Source organism: Polynucleobacter sp. MWH-Braz-FAM2G (assembly GCF_018687635.1).
Lineage (GTDB): Bacteria > Pseudomonadota > Gammaproteobacteria > Burkholderiales > Burkholderiaceae > Polynucleobacter.
In genome coordinates, this window is the sequence record NZ_CP061300.1 from 15,981 (window position 1) to 33,812 (window position 17,832).

Genomic DNA, 17,832 nt, shown 5'->3' on the forward strand with positions numbered 1-17,832 from the left:
GTCGAAAAATGTCCCCAAATACTTTGACATATTGCACTGCACACATTACACTTTCGGGGCTAAATTGATTCCTCAAAAAAATCAATTTTCCGAGGTAAATGAATGGGATGAGCCCGAAGAGGAAGTAATTCGGGTCTATAGCAAGGAAGAGATTGTTGCGTTGCAGCAAAACAACGCAAAAAAATACCGAGCCCTTTCGCCTTGGAAAATAATTTTGACTCAATTGTTGATAACAGCGATCAGCATGGCGGTTTGGTCATTTTTTGGGGAGCCGGTAGGGGTAAGCCTTTATACTCAGTCGGCCTTTTTAGGTGGTTTAATTAGCGTCTTGCCTACAACTTTGTTTTTAATAAGGTTGGAGTTAGCGAAGAAATCGCAAAAATTGAATCCAGGAAGATTTTTGGCGGCATTAGTTTCTGGCGAATTTATCAAAATCGTCTTGACGCTAATGATGTTTATAGGGGTTGCGTATTACATCCCTGGCGTGCTTTGGGTCCCCTTGTTGGTGACCTACCTGCTTGCCTTGAAGTGTGTATGGCTAGCGTGGTTGTGGCGTTAAGTAGTGACAATTGAGATTGAAACAAAGGACTAGTTAAGAGATGTCTAGCGAAGTACACCAAGCCCACGAGGCAGCAGAGCAAATGACGCCAACGGCGTACATTTCTGAGCATTTACAAAATCTCACCAATACGGGTGAGCGTCAATCTTCCATCATTGATTTCAGCGTTATTAATTTAGATACTATTTTTTGGGCCTCTTTGATGGGCTTCATTGCGGTATTTATCTTGTTGCTCGCAGCGCGTCGCGCAACTCCTGGTGTGCCAGGTAGATTTCAGTGCTTGGTTGAAATGATTGTCGAAATGGTGGACACGCAAGCAAAAAGCATTGTTCACGGAAACCGCACATTTATTGCACCACTCGCGCTTTTCGTATTCTTCTGGATCATCCTTCTCAATACCCTCGACTTAATTCCAGTGGATTGGGTATTGGGTGTTAATGGCTTTATTGAAAGTTTTGGTGTCCATGTGCCTCATCACAGATTAGTTCCTACAACTGATCTGAATGCCACTATGGGTATGTCCCTTTCTGTTTTGCTTTTGGTGTTCTTCTACAGCTTCAAGGTAAAAGGTTTTGGCGGCTTCTTGCATGAGTTGATTTCTGCGCCTTTCGGAGCGAAATGGTACTTAGCACCATTCAATCTTGCTTTGAACATCATCGAATATTTGGCGAAAGGCGTTTCTTTAGGAATGCGACTTTTTGGAAATATGTACGCTGGAGAGTTGGTCTTTTTGTTGATCGCTCTTCTTGGTAGCGTATGGACATTTAATTTAGATGTATCCCTGTTTGGATTGGTGGGCCACGTTATTGCTGGATCGGCTTGGGCCATCTTCCACATCTTGGTTATTTTGTTGCAGGCCTTTATTTTCATGATGTTGACTTTAGTCTACATCGGGCAGGCGCATAGCCATCACTAAGATTTTATTTTTAACTTACCTCTTTTAACTTCAGGAGTCAGCAACATGCAAGCATTTTTAGCAACTATTCAAGGTTCAACAGCTATCTGTATCGGCATCATCATCGGCCTCGGCGCGATCGGTGCATGTTTGGGTATCGCATTGATGGGTGGTAAATACATCGAAGCTTGTGCACGTCAGCCAGAATTGATGGAGCCGCTCCAAACTAAGATGTTCCTTTTGGCTGGTTTGATCGACGCTGCGTTTTTGATCGGCGTTGGTGTTGCAATGTTGTTTGCTTTCGCAAACCCACTGCTCGCAGTTATTAAGTAATTGTTTTGGCATGGGTGACCAACGGGTCATCCAACTGTTCTCAACAATACTGAAAGGAATATCGTGAATCTGAACGCGACCCTATTCGCGCAAATGATCGTTTTCTTCGTCTTATGGTGGGTTGTTGCACAATTTGTGTGGCCACCGCTAGTTAAGGCGTTAGATGAGCGTTCAAGCAAAATTGCTGATGGCTTGGCGGCAGCTGAGCGTGGCAAAGAAGCGCTTGCATTGGCTAGCAATGAAGCTGAGCAAGAATTAAATAAAGCACGTCAAGAAGGTGTTCAACGCGTTGCTGAAGCTGAAAAACGTGCACAAATGTCAGCCGAAGAAATTCGCGCTAATGCACAAGCTGAAGCCGCTCGAATCATTTCTCAGGCGCAACAAGATGCAGCACAACAGGTAACTCGTGCCCGTGAAGTTTTGCGCGCTGAAGTTGCAGTGCTTGCTGTTAAAGGTGCTGAGCAAATTTTGCGTCGTGAAATTGATGCGAAAGCGCACGGCCAATTACTTGACCAACTAAAGGCAGAACTTTGATATGGCTGATTTAGCCACTATTGCACGTCCTTATGCTGAAGCGCTTTTTCAAAGCACAAAGCCGGCTGAGCTTGCTGGATGTTTAGAGCAATTAAATGAACTAGCGCAACTAGCTGCTATGCCAGAGATTGCTGCTTTATCAAACAATCCAAAAGTATCCGCTGACGATTTAAGCAAGCTACTTTCTGGCATGGTGAAGACCAAGCTAGATGGAAAGGTTGCCAGCTTTTTAAATCTTGTAAATCAAAACCACCGCTTATCAGCTGTTCCAGAAATTGCTCATCAATTTGAGGCAATGAAGAACAAGAGCGAAGGTGCTGCAGAAGTAAACATTACCAGCGCATTCCCTTTAGAGGGTTCTGCGCTAAATGATTTGTTGTCAAGTTTGAAGAAGCGCTTTGGGGGTAAAGAATTGCGCCCAACTATTCAAGTTGATCCAACGTTGATTGGCGGAGTACGCATTCAGGTTGGTGATGAGGTAATGGATAGTTCAGTTAAGGCCCAGTTAGCTCAAATGCAAGCAAGTCTTGGCGCATAAGTGATCCCTATTAAGAACATACGAAATAAGACCCAGGAGTAAGTAATGCAACTCAACCCTTCCGAGATCAGCGAACTGATCAAAAGCCGAATTAGCGAATTGGGTGTTGACTCCCAAGTTCGCAACGAAGGCACTGTTATATCAGTGACCGATGGTATTTGCCGCGTACATGGCTTGTCTGGTGTTATGCAGGGCGAAATGTTGGAGTTTCCTAACAACACTATCGGCCTCGCATTAAACCTTGAGCGTGATTCTGTTGGTGCCGTAGTGTTGGGTGAGTACACCCACATTAAAGAAGGCGACTCAGTGAAATGTACTGGCCGCATTTTGGAAGTTCCAGTTGGTCCAGAATTGCTTGGCCGTGTTGTAAACGCGCTCGGTCAGCCAATTGATGGCAAAGGCCCAATCAATACTAAGTTAACTGACTTTATCGAAAAAGTTGCTCCTGGTGTTATCGCGCGTCAATCTGTTAGCCAGCCAGTTCAAACTGGTTTAAAGGCGATTGATGCGATGGTTCCAATTGGCCGCGGTCAGCGTGAGTTGATCATTGGCGACCGTCAAACTGGTAAGACAGCTGTTGCCGTTGACGCGATCATTAACCAAAAAGGTAAAGGCGTTTATTGCGTTTACGTGGCGATCGGTCAAAAAGCTTCTACTATTGCTAACGTTGTTCGTAAGCTCACTGAATTGGGCGCAATGGAGTACACCGTTGTTGTTGCAGCTAGTGCTTCTGAGTCTGCAGCAATGCAGTACCTCTCTGCATATGCTGGTTGCACCATGGGTGAGTACTTCCGCGATCGCGGCGAAGATGCTTTGATTGTTTACGATGACTTGACTAAGCAAGCTGTTGCTTATCGTCAAATCTCCTTGTTGCTCCGTCGCCCACCAGGCCGCGAAGCATATCCTGGTGACGTGTTCTACCTCCACTCACGCTTGCTCGAGCGTGCTGCTCGTGTAAATGCTGAGTACGTTGAGAAGTTCACCAACGGCGCAGTAAAAGGAAAAACAGGTTCTTTGACAGCTTTGCCAATTATTGAAACTCAAGCCGGCGACGTTTCTGCATTCGTTCCTACCAACGTGATTTCGATTACTGACGGTCAGATCTTCTTAGAAACTGACTTGTTTAACGCAGGTATTCGTCCTGCGATTAACGCCGGTATTTCTGTGTCTCGCGTTGGTGGTGCTGCACAAACTAAGGTAATTAAAAAGCTGTCTGGCGGTATTCGTACTGACTTAGCGCAATATCGTGAATTGGCAGCGTTTGCACAGTTTGCATCAGACCTAGACGAAGCAACCCGCAAGCAGCTTGAGCGTGGACGTCGCGTTACTGAATTGTGTAAGCAAGCTCAATATAAGCCACTCCAAGTTTGGGAAATGGCTGCCTCGCTTTACGCTGTGAATAACGGCTTCTTCGATGATCTCGATGTTAAGAATGTATTGGCTTTCGAAAAGGGCCTGCAAGATCATTTGAAATCTAAATACGCTGATTTAGTTGCGCGTATCGAAGAAACCAAAGACTTGAGTAAAGATGATGAAGCTGCTTTGCGCGCCGCTATTGAGGATTACAAGCGTTCAGCCTCCTTCTAAGAGGGCTCGCATAAATCATGGCAAGCACAAAAGAGATACGATCTAAGATCAAGAGCGTGCAAAACACGCGCAAGATCACGAAGGCAATGGAAATGGTCGCCGCATCCAAGATGCGTCGCGCCCAGGAGCGCATGCGTAATGCGCGCCCTTACGCTGAAAAAATTCGTGAGATTGTTGCCAACCTTTCTAAAGCAAATCCTGAGTTCCGCCCTGCTTATATGGCAACTCGTGAAATAAAGAAGGTTGGCACGATTTTGGTTACCACAGACAAAGGCTTGTGCGGCGGTTTAAATACCAACGTCCTGCGTTTGATTGCAAACCAAGTGCGCGACTTGCAAGAAAAAAATATTGGCATTGAGTACACCGCGATTGGTTCAAAAGGTTTGCAATTTTTGAATCGTTCAAAAGCTAAATTGATGTCTCAAACAATTCAAATTGGCGATACGCCGCATTTGGATGTTTTGATTGGTGCAATTACTGCCCAATTAGAAGCGTTTGAGCGTGGCGAGATTGATGCTGTGTATTTGGCATACACCCGCTTTGTAAATGCAATGAAGCAAGAACCTGTTTTAGAAAAACTCTTGCCTTTGGAGTCAGAGTCTTTGACCCCAAACGAGAAGACAGGCAATTCTTGGGATTACATCTACGAACCTGACGCAGAGTCCATTTTGAATGGCCTGCTTAAGCGTTACGTTGAAGCAATGATTTATCAGGCAGTTGCTGAAAACATGGCTTCTGAGCAGTCTGCACGTATGGTCTCAATGAAGGCCGCCTCAGATAATGCAAAGAACGTAATTGGCGAACTGCAATTGGATTACAACAAAACACGACAGGCTGCTATTACCAAAGAGCTATCAGAAATTGTTGGCGGAGCGGCTGCGGTTTAAGCGGTCAGCATTTAGGAATACGAAAGAATTTACGGAATTAAAAGCGGAGAAATGCGATGAGTAACGGAAATATCGTGCAATGTATCGGTCCAGTGGTGGACATTCAGTTCCCACGCGACAAAATGCCAAACATTTATGATGCGTTGACATTAGTTGAGAGTGGCGAAAAATCATTTGCTGAAAAAGGTTTGACCTTTGAAGTTCAGCAACAAATCGGTGACGGTGTAGTTCGCGCGATTGCCATGGGCGCTAGCGATGGCTTGCGTCGTGGCATGGAAGTGAAATCTACTGGCCAACCTATTTCTGTTCCAGTTGGTCCAGCAACGCTTGGTCGCATTATGGACGTATTAGGCCGTCCAATTGATGACGCAGGCCCGATCGCTACTGAAGAGCGTCGCGCTATTCACCAGCCAGCCCCAAAGTTTGATGAGCTCTCCCCTTCGGTTGACTTGCTCGAAACCGGAATTAAGGTTATTGACTTAGTTTGCCCATTTGCTAAGGGCGGTAAGGTTGGCTTGTTCGGTGGTGCGGGTGTTGGTAAGACCGTGAACATGATGGAATTGATTAACAACATTGCTAAGCAACATTCAGGTTTGTCAGTGTTTGCTGGTGTTGGTGAGCGTACTCGTGAAGGTAATGACTTCTACCATGAGATGAAAGAATCTAACGTTATCGACAAGGTAGCGATGGTGTTTGGTCAGATGAACGAACCTCCTGGCAACCGTTTACGTGTTGCGTTGACTGGCTTGACTATGGCTGAAGCGTTCCGTGACGAAGGTCGTGACATTTTGTTCTTCGTTGACAATATTTACCGTTACACATTGGCTGGTACTGAAGTTTCTGCGTTGCTCGGTCGTATGCCTTCTGCTGTGGGTTACCAACCTACTTTGGCTGAAGAGATGGGTAAATTGCAAGAACGTATTACTTCTACTAAGACTGGTTCTGTTACATCTATCCAGGCCGTTTACGTTCCTGCGGATGACTTGACCGATCCATCACCAGCGACAACCTTCTTGCACTTGGACTCTACTGTTGTGTTGTCACGCGACATCGCTGCGTTGGGTATTTACCCAGCGGTTGATCCATTGGATTCGACCAGCCGTCAGCTTGATCCACAAGTGGTTGGTCAAGAGCACTACGAAGTGGCTCGTGCAGTTCAAATGACATTGCAACGCTATAAAGAGTTGCGCGACATTATTGCGATTTTGGGTATGGACGAATTATCTCCAGAAGACAAATTGGCTGTTGCCCGCGCCCGTAAGATTCAGCGTTTCTTGTCCCAGCCTTTCCACGTTGCTGAGGTGTTCACTGGCTCACCAGGTAAATACGTTCCACTGAAAGAAACCATCCGCGGTTTCAAGATGATCGTAAGCGGTGAATTGGATCATTTGCCTGAGCAAGCGTTCTACATGGTGGGTTCAATTGATGAAGCCATCGAGAAAGCCAAGAAGCTTTAATCGAACTCATCTAGGGAAATTATGTCAACCATACGCGTCGATGTAGTAAGTGCTGAGCAATCCATTTTCAGCGGGGAAGCAAAGTTTGTTGCGCTTCCTGGTGAAAGTGGTGAGCTTGGCATTTTGCGCGGCCACACTCCTTTGATTACACGCATTCGTCCTGGTTCGGTTCGCATTGAAAAAGCCGATGGTGATGAAGAGTTTGTTTTCGTAGCAGGTGGCTATTTAGAAGTTCAACCTGATCACGTTACTGTATTGGCAGATACTGCTATTCGTGGACATGATTTGGATGAAGCTAAAGCAATTGAAGCTAAGAAACGTGCCGAAGAAGCAATGCAAAATCGCGGCACCGACTTTGACTTGGCCTTGGCTCAGTCTGAGTTTGCAATGGCTGCTGCTCAATTGGCAGCGATTGCTCGTTTCCGTCGTAAAAAGTAATAGCCGGTCATCTCCTTGTTGTTAAATGATCGGTTTTTAAAGGCCTGCCTGGGCGAAGCGGTTGATCAAACACCGCTTTGGCTCATGCGCCAAGCCGGTCGTTACCTCCCTGAATACAACGCCACGCGCGCTAGAGCTGGAAGCTTTTTAGGGCTCGCAAAAAATCCTGCTTACGCCACCGAAGTAACTCTACAGCCGTTGGATCGCTATCCATTGGATGCCGCGATTTTATTTTCAGATATCTTGACCATTCCTGATGCAATGGGATTGGGTCTGAAATTTACTGCTGGCGAAGGCCCAAGTTTTGAACACCCTCTTCGCACTGAAGATGCGGTTAAGAAATTACGTGTTGCCGATATGGATCAGCTCAAATATGTATTTGATGCTGTTTCAGAAATCCGCAAGGCACTTATTCAGGATGGTAAGCAGCGCGTTCCACTGATTGGTTTCTCCGGGAGCCCTTGGACACTTGCTTGCTACATGATTGATGGATCAAGTGCTGACGATTTTCGTCATGCTAAAACAATGATGTTTAGTCGCCCTGATTTGATGCAACAGATCCTAGAAATCAATGCTCAATCCGTTGCTAACTATTTAACAGAACAAGTAAAGGCTGGGGCACAAGCATTGATGATTTTTGATACATGGGGCGGTATGTTGCCGGACGGCTGGTATCAAAAGATTTCCTTGGCTGCAATGCAAAAAGTGATTACCTTATTGCCGCGCAATCATGAGGGCCAAAAGATACCGGTCATCATGTTTACTAAGGGCGGTGCAATTTGGTTGAATGATATGGCTCAAGTTGGCGCAGATGTTATTGCTATTGACTGGACTATGTCATTAAGTCGCGCAAGAAAGCAATTACTTGCCCTGAACAAACCATTGGCATTGCAGGGTAATTTAGACCCATTAATTTTGTTCTCTGAGCCAAAACAAATTGCAGAGCAAGCTAAATTAATATTAGAGGACTTGGCAGCTGCCCCGGCTCTTAGGTCTGATTTGCATCCATTGGATGGCCACATATTTAATTTGGGCCATGGGATTTCCCAGTTCACGCCGCCTGAGAGTGTGACTGCGCTTGCTGAGGCTGTCATCAATCGCTCAAGGTCTCTCAGGGTAAAGTCATAATACTGAGTGATTGCTAACTTGCCGCTGAAAATTTTAGCGAAAGTTATGCACAGATAGCTACAAAATTTGAAATTCAGTGAGATTGCGAATAATGGTGAAAATTCACTTTCGAATCCACTCATAACTTATTGTTTTATAAGTAAAATAACTAAAAAGCTTAAAATAGGTGCAAAAATAGAGAGCCAATAAATAGGCTTATTAATCAGAAACCTTGGATGATATCCACAGACTTATCCACAAGAAAAAAAGAAATTTGATGTAAATCATGCGCTCCCCAACAGTAGTCCAGATTGTTGTCGATAAGCCCTTGGCCCAGGGTTTTGACTATCTGTGGGATGAGGGTTTGCTGGGCGCCCCACCAAATATTGGAATGCTTGTTGAGGTTCCCTTTGGTAGGACTTCCTTGGTTGGAGTTGTTATAAAAGTAAGTACTTACTCAGATTATGAAATAGATAAATTAAAGCATGTAAGTAGATATTCTCCACTACCTCCACTTGACCCGGGCATCCTGCGCCTGATGAACTTTGCTAGCCAGTATTACATCCATGCCCTTGGTGAGACCATCATTCCGACAATTCCTCAGATGTGGAAAAAGCCAGATGAATGGGAAAAGATTCCTAATAAGTTGGTTGCCGACAAAGAGAAGCAAAAGAAAAAAAAGAAGCAAGAAGGGGCCGAAGGATTTATAGGTGTAGTCCATTTAAATGAAGGACAAAAATTCGCGCTAGAAAAATTACGCACAATTCCCCCAAACAAATTCAAAGCAATACTTTTGCAAGGTCAAACGGGGAGCGGAAAAACTGCTGTATTTTTAAATTGGCTTAGCGGAATCTTGGATGATGCAAAAGCGCAAGTTTTACTATTGGTGCCAGAAATTAATTTAACGCCCCAGTTAGAGCGTAGAGTGCGCGCTTATTTCCCAGAAAAGGAAATGGTAGTTCTTCACAGTGGCGTAAGTGAAAAAGTTAGAGGCATTGCATGGCATGACGCAATCACAGGTAAAGCCCAAATTATTTTGGGTACCCGCTTGGCTGCGCTAACACCCCTACCTAATCTGAGTGCAATCGTTGTTGACGAAGAAAACGATCCTTCTTATAAACAACAAGATGGCATCAGATACTCTGCACGTGATCTTGTAATTTGGCGAGCTCACGACCTTAAAATTCCGATCCTTTTAGCATCAGCCACGCCCTCGCTTGAAACATGGATGGCTGCCAAAGCAGGACGTTATGAACACATTCGTTTAGATCGGCGCGCTCAAGGCGCTAATTTGCCAAGTGTTCACTTAATCAACACTCGAGATCCTCAAACGCAATTTAGCCCAGGTGATGGCTGCAAGCCAAAAATAAAAAGTCCGATCACTAAGACGCTTTGTAATGCCATTAGTCAGAATTTAGAAAAAAAGCAGCAAAGCCTAATACTGATTAATCGGCGCGGCTACTCGCCTGTATTGAGTTGTAGCGCATGTTCGTGGCTATCAAAATGTGGGCAATGTAGTTCTTACATGGTTCTTCACAAAGCAGGCGCAATAAGTAGAAAGTCAGTTTTAAGTTGTCATCATTGTGGTTTGGTTAAACCAATCCCAACGCATTGCCCTGATTGTGGGAATGCTGATCTTAAGACTTTGGGACAAGGCACGCAAAAGATAGAGGATTTGGTTGAAGAGATGTGGCCTAGTGCCCGTGTACTGCGTGTTGATACAGATTCAAGCAGAAAGAGTAAGGGTGCAGAGGCGCTATTTCAGGAGATACATGAAGGAAATGTAGATATCGTCGTGGGAACCCAGATGATTGCCAAGGGACATGATTATCAAAACATTGGTTTGGTCGCCGTTTTAGACTCTGATGGTAGATTGTTCTCTCAAGATTTTAGGGCTGCAGAAAGATTGTTTGCACAACTAGTTCAAGTCGCAGGTAGAGCGGGACGTGCCAACAAAGATGGTGAAGCGGGTGGCGAGATTTACATTGAAACCCAGTTCCCAGATGCTGCCGTATTCCAGTATTTATTGCGCCATGATGTCGATGGATTTTTATCGTATACGGCACACGAAAGAAAAGAGGCGGGTTTGCCACCCTTTTCTTATCAGGCTCTGGTACATGCAGAAGCTAAAAACCTAGATAAAGCGATTCAGTTTTTGAATGTATTGAAGAGGCAAATGCATTCTCAAGGCCGGATATCTAAAGGTCTCAGGGTATACGACCCAGTGCCTAAAGCGGTGATGCGGGTCGCAGGTACTGAGCGCGCCCAACTCTTAATTGAGTCGGAAGATCGTAAAGATTTACAGGAAATACTTGAGGCAATGGATCGCTATTTGCGTGAGAATTCTCAGGGTCGGATTACCAAGGAAGGTCGTATTCGTTGGCTAATTGAACGTGATCCTATTTCCATCTAGGTTTAGGCGCCAGGACCAGCGCTGTATTCTTCTAATGTTAAGAGTCGACTTAAATCTGAAACTAGGCTTTCGTTAGATAAAGGCTTAATTTTGAAAAGCCAAATCCCGTATGGGTTTTCATTAACGAGTTCTGGTGCAGCATCTACTTCATTGTTGAGAGCAACAATTTCTCCGCTTACTGGCGCATGAATATCACTAGCTGCTTTAACCGACTCAATGACAGCAATTGCCTCACCCTGCTTTACCTGTTGACCAAGTTTGGGTGCTTGAAAAAACATCACATCACCCAAAGCCTCTTGCGCATGATTGCTAATACCTACCCATATAAGGCCATCACCTTCTTGGTCTGCCCATTCGTGAGTTTCTGCGAATTTAAAAGTTTCTTGAGAGTTCATTGTTTTTCCTTTGCTTTCATTTTATGCCGACTCTCATAAAATGATTGCTCATCCAATTATGAATTTATCTTCTATATCCATATGCCAATTAAATTAGGAATTGTTCCGGTTACGCCCTTTGAGCAAAATTGTTCAATCTTAGTTTGTCAAGAAACAGGCGATGCTGCTGTAGTCGACCCAGGCGGTGATATCGAAAAGATACTTGAAGGCGTGAAACAGATGGGAGGTAATGTTAAAAAAATATTACTTACTCACGGTCACCTAGACCATTGTGCCGCCGCTAAAGATTTGGCCGAGCAACTGAAAGTGCCTATTGAGGGGCCACAGGAAGATGAGCGCTTTTGGATTGATCAGTTGCCAGAACAAACAGTGCGTTTTGGATTTGGTCATGCGAAAGCTTTTGAGCCTGATCGTTGGTTAAATAATGGCGATCATGTTCAAGTGGGAAATGTTGATCTTGAGGTATTTCATTGTCCTGGCCATACTCCTGGCCACGTTGTATTTTTTGATAAGGAAAATCGTCTTGCAATTGTTGGTGATGTTCTATTTGCCGGATCAATTGGGCGAACGGATTTTCCACGAGGTAACCATGCAGATTTAATTAATGCAATTAAAACGAAGTTATGGCCATTAGGCGATGACGTACAGTTTGTTCCTGGACACGGCCCCATGTCTACATTTGGCCAAGAACGAAAAACCAACCCCTATGTAGGGGATGGCGCTTAAAGCATTAAATGTTTAAGAATTTAGGTTTTAGCAGAGCCAGTACGATGCGTACGGTTGTATAAGCAGCTAGCGCAAATCCAGCGCTGCTTACGATTGCTTGTGGGAATCCATGTGCCACCTTCAAGCCGTTTTTCGCGACTGCAAGAAGAGCAAAATTTCAGGCTCTGTGAGTTTTCTTGGGTAGCTGCTGGAGTCGAGGTAGTCATTGGCAATCCGGGTAAGGCAAATCTTTATACAGAGATCTATTTTACCCGTTTTGTCCCGCAGGAGCAGGGCTCAGTACAACTCGAACTGATTCCGCTGTCTTATTGCCGTCAAAATCTAACCAAGCCTTGTTTTCGAAGTCGTATAGCTTGCACTTGCGAGCAGTATCGAAATACCAAGCCCATGAGAACTTTTGCACGAAAATACGTTCAGGAAGGATGGTTTCCAAGGTCTTTTGGGCTTCTGGCAGGCGATATAGCGGCACACTCATATCCACATGATGGGCTGTGTGCTCCATGATGTGGTGCATTAAGGCGCCCCATATCCAGCTAAAAGTCAGATGAACCGTAGTGGAAACAAACGGTTGCGCCCGCAACCATTCAGATTTCTTGTCGTACCAAGATACCTTTGGATGGGTGTGATGAACATAAACCACAAATCCAATCATTCCGTTCCAGAACAAGAAAGGAACAGCAAAGCCAGTGAGCAAGCCAATCCATATGGATTGGCCAGTTGCAATTGCTCCGGCAATTAAAGTGCCAATCCAGACGATGGCAAACGCGGTAACTAGCAAATTGTCTTTTAAGAAAATTGGTCGATCACCGGGTTTATTTTTGGCGTTAGGGAAATACTCGCGTCTCCACCAAATTTCAATTAAGTAGTAGAAAACAGGGCCCCATCCACTGCGGTAAAGGCGCTCTAGAGCCTTACGCCATGGGGGAAGCGCGTCGTATTCTGATTTTGATAGGGGTGCCCATACAAAGTCAAAACCTTTTAGATTTGTTTGACCATGATGAACAACGTTATGACCAACATCCCATAAGCTATATGGTGTCAGAGATGGCAGGAAAGCAATACGCCCTAATACTTTATTTAGTTCGCGATTGGGCGTGAAGCTTTGATGGCATGCGTCATGACCCAAAATAAAGATGCGACCAGTCACAAAACCGGCAATGAGACCGAAAATCACTTTAAGCAGAACGTTCTCGACAAATATGGTTCCTGCAATACAGCCTAACCATAAAAAAGAGTCGATCATTAACAGCATGATCGCGCGCCCAGTTTCACCTTGAGCCATGGGGATGAGCCAGCTTCGAATAATTTTTCGATGCGGTAATGGTGCCTCTGGCGGCAAAGGATTCGTTAAGGACGGCTCTGAAAGGGCGGAATTTAAATGTGTAGACACGATAAGAATCAATAAGTTAGGTGCAAATGATAGCGGTTTTCGTAACTTTTCGCATGATATAGGTCAAAAACCCCTTGAATTTTGGCGCGCCCGGCAGGAATCGAACCTGCGACCCTTGGCTTCGGAGGCCAATACTCTATCCACTGAGCTACGGGCGCTAGTGAAAAAACTGGATACCCCGCTATTGTATGTGCCTATAACCCTACTCTCTAGTTATAATCACGGCAAACCTAACCTAAAACTCGTCAAACGATAAATTCTTATGAGCAATGAGCACGGAAATCTGATTAAGTCCCCAAAACAACTCATCATCATGGTGTTTGCAAGCTTTTTTGTGCCACTCATCATTATTTTGTTGTTAATGGTCTTTGTGAACAATGGCAAGCGTGGCGACTCTTCTGCGAGCACTGAGCAGTTAATTAAGCCGGTTGCTCAGTTGAATTTTAAGGATGCAAGCACTCCTAAAGAGTTGCAAACTGGCGAGCAAGTTTATAAAGCAGTTTGTGCTGCATGCCATGCTAGCGGCGCTGCAGGCGCCCCTAAATTTGGTGATGCGGCTGCTTGGGCTCCACGTTTAGGCAAAGGCTATGATGGATTATTAACTTCTGTGCTTAAAGGTAAGGGCGCGATGCCTGCACGTGGTGGAGCAAGTCCTGCTGATGTAAGTGATTACGAATTAGGTCGCGCTGTTGTTTATATGGCTAACTCCGCTGGTGGAAAATTGCCTGAACCAAAAGCGCCTCCCGCAAAGTAATAGTTTCTTATTCAATTAAAAGCTGGCCTTGCGCCAGCTTTTTTATTAATGCTCGTCTTTGGCGTCTAAAGCAATTTGGTAAGCTTCTTTTTTTGTGAGCCCTAAAGTTTGGGCAAGAACAGCGGCAATCTCTTTGCTGCTAAGGTATGGGCTAAGTGCATTGGCCCAAAGCAAGAGTGATGAATGCTCTTGAGCCTCATCTTTATTGGTTGAGCGCCCTGCTACTATGATTACAAACTCGCCTTTCAGGCTTTCGGCATTGTCTAACCAATCGTTAAGGTCTTGTGCTTGAAGGGTTGCGAGCTGCTCGAATTTTTTTGTTAATTCTCGACAAATTAAAAGAGGACGCTCAGGCGTTAAATTTTTTTTAAGTAAACGAAGTGTCTCTTTTATATGATGAGGAGATTCAAAAAAGATGCTGGCTTTTTGGCTGCCAGAGATATCTTTTATGAAGGCATCGCGCTCCTTGGTTTTATTGGGCCAAAAACCTAAAAACTGAAAACGCCCTTCTGAAGGTTGCATAACAGACCCTGCCACTGAAATTGCGCTAGATACTGCGCTAGCACCAGGAATGGGTATCACCCTCAGGCCTGCGTTTTGAACTTCGTTGACCAGTCTTGATCCGGGATCTGATACGCCTGGGGTGCCTGCATCTGAAATGTAGGCCCAGCGCTGATTATTAGAAAGATGCTCGATAACAGTTTGGGCGCCAGTAATTTCGTTGTGTTCGTGAAGCGCTATACACTTTTTATGAATGCCAAATTGTTGGAGTAGAGCTGCGCTATGTCTGGTGTCTTCACAAGCAATCCCATCGACTGCATTGAGCACGTGGAGGGCGCGCAAAGTAATATCACCCAAATTGCCTATAGGCGTCGCAACCATGTAGAGGGCACCAGCAGGCAAATCCTGCTGCTTTAAAAAATCAAATGAGCTGAGTCCCATGCTGGTTGCCTGTGAAAAGTTAATTAATTATCAAGAGCATACGTCGCTTTTGAAATAAGCTGAATGCTACTGATATTAGGGTATCTTTGGCGCATAATATTGTCATGGAAAAAAATCTCAATGAACGTTTGCGCATGCGCGCTTCCCAACATTTTCTAGATAGCATCGCTGTTAAGCAAGATGCCGAAAAAGTTTTGCCAGAAATTGTTGCTCAGGGCGTAATTGCAATGGTTAATTGTTTGCGGGCCGGCGGAAAGGTCATGGCTTGCGGTAATGGCGGTTCTGCTGCAGATGCTCAGCACTTCGCCGCTGAACTCATTGGACGCTTTGAAAGAGAGCGTCAAGAATTGGCGGCAATTGCCTTGACAACAGACACCTCAATTCTGACTGCGGTTGGGAATGACTATAGCTATGACGAAATCTTTAGCAAACAAGTACGCGGACTTGGAAAAAATGGCGATATTCTTTTGGGAATCTCCACTTCTGGAAACTCAAAGAATGTTATCAAGGCGATTGAGGTCGCAAAACAGATGGGCATCAAAATTATTGCGCTGACTGGTAATGGCGGCGGAAAAATTGCTCAATTGTTAGATAAAGATGATATTCATCTGTGTGCACCATCAACAAGGACGGCGCGCATTCAAGAAACACATTTAGTTTTACTGCATGCTTTATGTGATGGCGTCGACCACGTATTACTTGATTAAATATTTACAGTTAATTCAACTTAGAAAAATTACTCAATGAAAATTTTGCTTCTTAGAAAATTGTTTTTTTCTGCAATCATTGCATCACAACTTTCGGCATGTGCTGTGGTTGCTGTTGGAGGTGTGGCGGCAGGCGCAAGCATCATGGCAGATCGCCGTACCCCAGCAGTACAGGCGATAGATAAGGGCATTGAGTTAGAGGCAGAGAATGCTCTTGCAAAACGTTTTGGTGATAGCGCACACATCAACGTCACATCATTCAATCAGAAAGTTTTGTTGACTGGCGAAGTCAAAGATGCTGATATTAAAAATGATGCAGACGCATACGTAAAAGCAATGAAGAATGCGCGAACTGTGTTTAATGAGCTAGTGATTGGGCCTAATAGTAGCTATACCTCAAGAGCAAATGATTCTTACCTTGAATCAAAGATCAAAACCCAAATGATTTTTACAGATCAATTACCATCAAATTCGATGGCGATTGTGGCGGAAGGAAGTAGTGTTTATCTCATGGGCATCTTGACTCAAGGCGAAGCCGATCTTGCAAAAAAGGTGGCAAGCAATACGAATGGCGTAAAGGAAGTTTTTGTTTACTTTGACATCATTTCTCAAGATGAAAAAATTCGTTTAGAGAAACAGGGCAAGGCCGATCAAACGCAACCCAGTGCACCTCCTAAATTCCAATAAATTTTTAATTGGGTGATGGTAATGCTGCGCGCGATTGCCAAACTAGTTTTAATATATGCAGCGCTTTCTTGTTGCATTGCTTCTGCACAAGCGAATGTGGAGGATGAAAAAACACTCGCGCTTGCAAAGCAAAATGCATGCTTAGGTTGTCATGCAATTAATAAAAAAATTGTTGGTCCTAGCTTTCAGTCGGTTGCAGAAAAATATAAAAACGAACCGAATGCACAGGCTTTTTTAAAAAATAAAATTGCTAAAGGTGGTTCGGGATCGTGGGGTGTTGTTCCCATGCCTGCTAATACAAAATTAAGTAATACAGATTTGACTGCGCTCACAAGTTGGATATTGCGTGGCGCTCCTAGCGGGAATTAACGAGCTAGTCCAGGTCTTCCTAGGAACCACCACCATGCTTGATTAGAGCGCTTGAGATTTTCTTTTAGTGCGTAATCTAAATCTGCCCATTGTTCATTTGCCGCCTCTTCAACAATAGTTGCTGGGTTTGCGGGGGGCAATTTAAGGCAAGCATCGGCATCGCCATAGGCATATTCAACGGTCATTCCAGCCTTTTGTGCCAAGTGCATCATTGCCTTATTGTTTACGAGGCAGTGAACATACAGAGTTTCAATGCGTGTATTGCGCGAGTGGACGGCTGATCGCTCTAATAACGCTGTGCCTAAACCTTGGCCGCGCCCTTCTGGCAACACTGAAACGCCAAACTCGGCTGCCCTTGTGGCGCCCTTTTGCTCGGGGAGATAGGCTAAATGTGCCATTCCAATAAGCTTCAGGTCTAAGTCGAACACGCCAAAAATGACATCCTTGTTGAAATCAAGGTGTTCCACATAGTGCCTGATGACTTCGTTGGGAGTTTGTGTGCCAAAGCGTAGGCGTCTATCTTCCTCATTTAACTGGAGTAAATGGTTCAATATTTCTGGTCTGTACCCAGCGTGCAATTCACGAACGGGTACAGCCTGCCCTGCCGTATATGGGCTGGTAGGTAAGTGACTATTCGCTAATTTATTGTGCATAGCAATATTTTAGCAGTTTTAGAAATAAATTTCAGGGTTTTCCCTTATGTGTTGGAAATAGTCCAAATCAGGACATAAAAAGCCAATTTTTTTTGGCTATCTAGGGTCAAATTTCCAAAAAAGTTGAATTTAGTCAAAAAAGTTAAATTTTTTTAAAAATATAACCCATTGTTTTTAATGAGTTTATTTTAAAAGTAAGAAAAAACTTAGGCTTTTTTAAATAAAAGAGTACGAAAGGTGTTGACGACCCTGAAAAAGTGGGATATAGTCTCACCTCTCTGCTGAATGTTTTTTGAAATACAAAACAAATCAGCCCTCTTTAAAAATTAGTCAACCGATAATTGTGGGTACTAAGTGAAAGCATCCAGTCCTTCGGGACAGATGTAAATAAATAGTACTCATAGACAGTAAAGATTTGGTTTTTTACCAAGTCGATTTCTTGAATGAGTGCGACGATCCGC

General features: G+C 44.4%; 20 protein-coding genes, 1 tRNA gene and 1 pseudogene. 16 read left to right on the plus strand and 6 right to left on the minus strand.

Features of this window, described 5'->3' with window-relative positions:
• Positions 1-64: 64 nt before the first annotated feature.
• The 11 genes from FD973_RS00080 (at position 65) to priA (ending at position 10,748) form a co-directional block, all read left to right on the plus strand.
• Positions 65-559 (plus strand): ATP synthase subunit I, encoded by a 495-nt coding sequence (locus FD973_RS00080; RefSeq protein ID WP_215323674.1) that lies wholly within the window; start codon positions 65-67, stop codon positions 557-559.
• A gap of 40 nt (positions 560-599) precedes the next feature.
• On the plus strand, positions 600-1,475 hold the full coding sequence (atpB, locus tag FD973_RS00085; protein WP_215323675.1) for a F0F1 ATP synthase subunit A: 876 nt from the start codon (positions 600-602) through the stop codon (positions 1,473-1,475).
• 45 nt (positions 1,476-1,520) lie between these two features.
• On the plus strand, positions 1,521-1,787 hold the full coding sequence (gene atpE / locus FD973_RS00090) for a F0F1 ATP synthase subunit C (RefSeq protein WP_011901869.1): 267 nt from the start codon (positions 1,521-1,523) through the stop codon (positions 1,785-1,787).
• A gap of 63 nt (positions 1,788-1,850) precedes the next feature.
• Positions 1,851-2,321, plus strand: a complete 471-nt coding sequence (locus FD973_RS00095; protein ID WP_114636154.1) for a F0F1 ATP synthase subunit B — start codon at positions 1,851-1,853, stop codon at positions 2,319-2,321.
• A gap of 1 nt (position 2,322) precedes the next feature.
• Positions 2,323-2,859, plus strand: coding sequence for a F0F1 ATP synthase subunit delta (locus FD973_RS00100; RefSeq protein WP_215323676.1), 537 nt, complete (start codon positions 2,323-2,325; stop codon positions 2,857-2,859).
• Between the two features lie 45 nt (positions 2,860-2,904).
• On the plus strand, positions 2,905-4,446 hold the full coding sequence (gene atpA / locus FD973_RS00105) for a F0F1 ATP synthase subunit alpha (protein ID WP_215323677.1): 1,542 nt from the start codon (positions 2,905-2,907) through the stop codon (positions 4,444-4,446).
• A gap of 17 nt (positions 4,447-4,463) precedes the next feature.
• Positions 4,464-5,333: a F0F1 ATP synthase subunit gamma gene (atpG, locus tag FD973_RS00110; RefSeq protein WP_215323678.1), complete on the plus strand. Its 870-nt coding sequence runs from the start codon at positions 4,464-4,466 to the stop codon at positions 5,331-5,333.
• Positions 5,334-5,389: 56 nt separating this feature from the next.
• Positions 5,390-6,790: a F0F1 ATP synthase subunit beta gene (gene atpD / locus FD973_RS00115; RefSeq protein ID WP_215323679.1), complete on the plus strand. Its 1,401-nt coding sequence runs from the start codon at positions 5,390-5,392 to the stop codon at positions 6,788-6,790.
• A gap of 21 nt (positions 6,791-6,811) precedes the next feature.
• Positions 6,812-7,228, plus strand: coding sequence for a F0F1 ATP synthase subunit epsilon (locus FD973_RS00120; protein WP_068320066.1), 417 nt, complete (start codon positions 6,812-6,814; stop codon positions 7,226-7,228).
• 9 nt (positions 7,229-7,237) lie between these two features.
• Entirely contained in the window at positions 7,238-8,356 is a 1,119-nt protein-coding gene (hemE, locus tag FD973_RS00125) for a uroporphyrinogen decarboxylase (RefSeq protein WP_215324639.1), read from the plus strand.
• A gap of 265 nt (positions 8,357-8,621) precedes the next feature.
• A complete protein-coding gene (priA, locus tag FD973_RS00130) occupies positions 8,622-10,748 on the plus strand; it encodes a primosomal protein N' (RefSeq protein ID WP_215323680.1) in 2,127 nt (708 codons plus the stop codon).
• Between the two features lie 2 nt (positions 10,749-10,750).
• Here the strand turns inward: priA and gcvH are convergent, their stop codons facing one another.
• Complete coding sequence (gene gcvH, locus FD973_RS00135) at positions 10,751-11,143, minus strand: glycine cleavage system protein GcvH (RefSeq protein ID WP_215323681.1); 393 nt, start codon at positions 11,141-11,143, stop codon at positions 10,751-10,753.
• 81 nt (positions 11,144-11,224) lie between these two features.
• Here gcvH and FD973_RS00140 point away from each other — a divergent pair, with 81 nt between their 5' ends.
• Complete coding sequence (locus tag FD973_RS00140) at positions 11,225-11,869, plus strand: MBL fold metallo-hydrolase (protein WP_371816863.1); 645 nt, start codon at positions 11,225-11,227, stop codon at positions 11,867-11,869.
• A 20-nt stretch (positions 11,870-11,889) separates the two neighbouring features.
• On the opposite strand, the gene FD973_RS00145 is transcribed toward FD973_RS00140, so the two are convergent.
• The 3 genes from FD973_RS00145 to FD973_RS00155 all read right to left on the minus strand — a co-directional run bounded on the left by FD973_RS00145 (position 11,890) and on the right by FD973_RS00155 (position 13,417).
• Positions 11,890-12,075 (minus strand): hypothetical protein, encoded by a 186-nt coding sequence (locus tag FD973_RS00145; RefSeq protein WP_215323682.1) that lies wholly within the window; start codon positions 12,073-12,075, stop codon positions 11,890-11,892.
• 41 nt (positions 12,076-12,116) lie between these two features.
• Positions 12,117-13,268, minus strand: coding sequence for a fatty acid desaturase (locus tag FD973_RS00150; RefSeq protein ID WP_371816893.1), 1,152 nt, complete (start codon positions 13,266-13,268; stop codon positions 12,117-12,119).
• A gap of 73 nt (positions 13,269-13,341) precedes the next feature.
• Positions 13,342-13,417: transfer RNA gene (locus FD973_RS00155), tRNA-Arg, on the minus strand.
• Positions 13,418-13,521: 104 nt separating this feature from the next.
• On the opposite strand from FD973_RS00155, the pseudogene FD973_RS00160 reads away from it, so the two are divergent.
• Positions 13,522-14,001, plus strand: a pseudogene (locus FD973_RS00160) (cytochrome c5 family protein); the annotation flags it as partial.
• 57 nt (positions 14,002-14,058) lie between these two features.
• On the opposite strand, the gene rsmI reads toward FD973_RS00160, so the two are convergent.
• A complete protein-coding gene (gene rsmI / locus FD973_RS00165; protein WP_215323684.1) occupies positions 14,059-14,955 on the minus strand; it encodes a 16S rRNA (cytidine(1402)-2'-O)-methyltransferase in 897 nt (298 codons plus the stop codon).
• Positions 14,956-15,059: 104 nt separating this feature from the next.
• Between rsmI and FD973_RS00170 the strand changes: the two genes are divergently transcribed.
• From FD973_RS00170 to FD973_RS00180, 3 genes are read left to right on the plus strand one after another with little or no spacing between them, the layout of a single operon-like run.
• On the plus strand, positions 15,060-15,662 hold the full coding sequence (locus FD973_RS00170; RefSeq protein WP_215323685.1) for a phosphoheptose isomerase: 603 nt from the start codon (positions 15,060-15,062) through the stop codon (positions 15,660-15,662).
• Between the two features lie 36 nt (positions 15,663-15,698).
• Positions 15,699-16,349, plus strand: a complete 651-nt coding sequence (locus FD973_RS00175) for a BON domain-containing protein (RefSeq protein ID WP_215323686.1) — start codon at positions 15,699-15,701, stop codon at positions 16,347-16,349.
• A gap of 21 nt (positions 16,350-16,370) precedes the next feature.
• Positions 16,371-16,718 (plus strand): c-type cytochrome, encoded by a 348-nt coding sequence (locus FD973_RS00180; protein ID WP_215323687.1) that lies wholly within the window; start codon positions 16,371-16,373, stop codon positions 16,716-16,718.
• Here the strand turns inward: FD973_RS00180 and FD973_RS00185 are convergent.
• On the minus strand, positions 16,715-17,371 hold the full coding sequence (locus tag FD973_RS00185) for a GNAT family N-acetyltransferase (protein ID WP_215323688.1): 657 nt from the start codon (positions 17,369-17,371) through the stop codon (positions 16,715-16,717). The genes FD973_RS00180 and FD973_RS00185 overlap by 4 nt on opposite strands.
• Between the last annotated feature and the right edge of the window lie 461 nt (positions 17,372-17,832).

Excerpts from the sequence above, each read along its gene's own strand:
- atpB (WP_215323675.1), top strand. The coding sequence starts at position 600 with ATGTCTAGCGAAGTACACCAAGCCCACGAGGCAGCAGAGCAAATGACG.
- atpE (WP_011901869.1), top strand. The coding sequence starts at position 1,521 with ATGCAAGCATTTTTAGCAACTATTCAAGGTTCAACAGCTATCTGTATC.
- FD973_RS00100 (WP_215323676.1), top strand. The coding sequence starts at position 2,323 with ATGGCTGATTTAGCCACTATTGCACGTCCTTATGCTGAAGCGCTTTTT.
- atpA (WP_215323677.1), top strand. The coding sequence starts at position 2,905 with ATGCAACTCAACCCTTCCGAGATCAGCGAACTGATCAAAAGCCGAATT.
- atpG (WP_215323678.1), top strand. The coding sequence starts at position 4,464 with ATGGCAAGCACAAAAGAGATACGATCTAAGATCAAGAGCGTGCAAAAC.
- atpD (WP_215323679.1), top strand. The coding sequence starts at position 5,390 with ATGAGTAACGGAAATATCGTGCAATGTATCGGTCCAGTGGTGGACATT.
- FD973_RS00120 (WP_068320066.1), top strand. The coding sequence starts at position 6,812 with ATGTCAACCATACGCGTCGATGTAGTAAGTGCTGAGCAATCCATTTTC.
- priA (WP_215323680.1), top strand. The coding sequence starts at position 8,622 with ATGCGCTCCCCAACAGTAGTCCAGATTGTTGTCGATAAGCCCTTGGCC.
- gcvH (WP_215323681.1), bottom strand. The coding sequence starts at position 11,143 with ATGAACTCTCAAGAAACTTTTAAATTCGCAGAAACTCACGAATGGGCA.
- FD973_RS00140 (WP_371816863.1), top strand. The coding sequence starts at position 11,225 with ATGCCAATTAAATTAGGAATTGTTCCGGTTACGCCCTTTGAGCAAAAT.
- FD973_RS00145 (WP_215323682.1), bottom strand. The coding sequence starts at position 12,075 with ATGACTACCTCGACTCCAGCAGCTACCCAAGAAAACTCACAGAGCCTG.
- rsmI (WP_215323684.1), bottom strand. The coding sequence starts at position 14,955 with ATGGGACTCAGCTCATTTGATTTTTTAAAGCAGCAGGATTTGCCTGCT.
- FD973_RS00170 (WP_215323685.1), top strand. The coding sequence starts at position 15,060 with ATGGAAAAAAATCTCAATGAACGTTTGCGCATGCGCGCTTCCCAACAT.
- FD973_RS00175 (WP_215323686.1), top strand. The coding sequence starts at position 15,699 with ATGAAAATTTTGCTTCTTAGAAAATTGTTTTTTTCTGCAATCATTGCA.
- FD973_RS00180 (WP_215323687.1), top strand. The coding sequence starts at position 16,371 with ATGCTGCGCGCGATTGCCAAACTAGTTTTAATATATGCAGCGCTTTCT.
- FD973_RS00185 (WP_215323688.1), bottom strand. The coding sequence starts at position 17,371 with ATGCACAATAAATTAGCGAATAGTCACTTACCTACCAGCCCATATACG.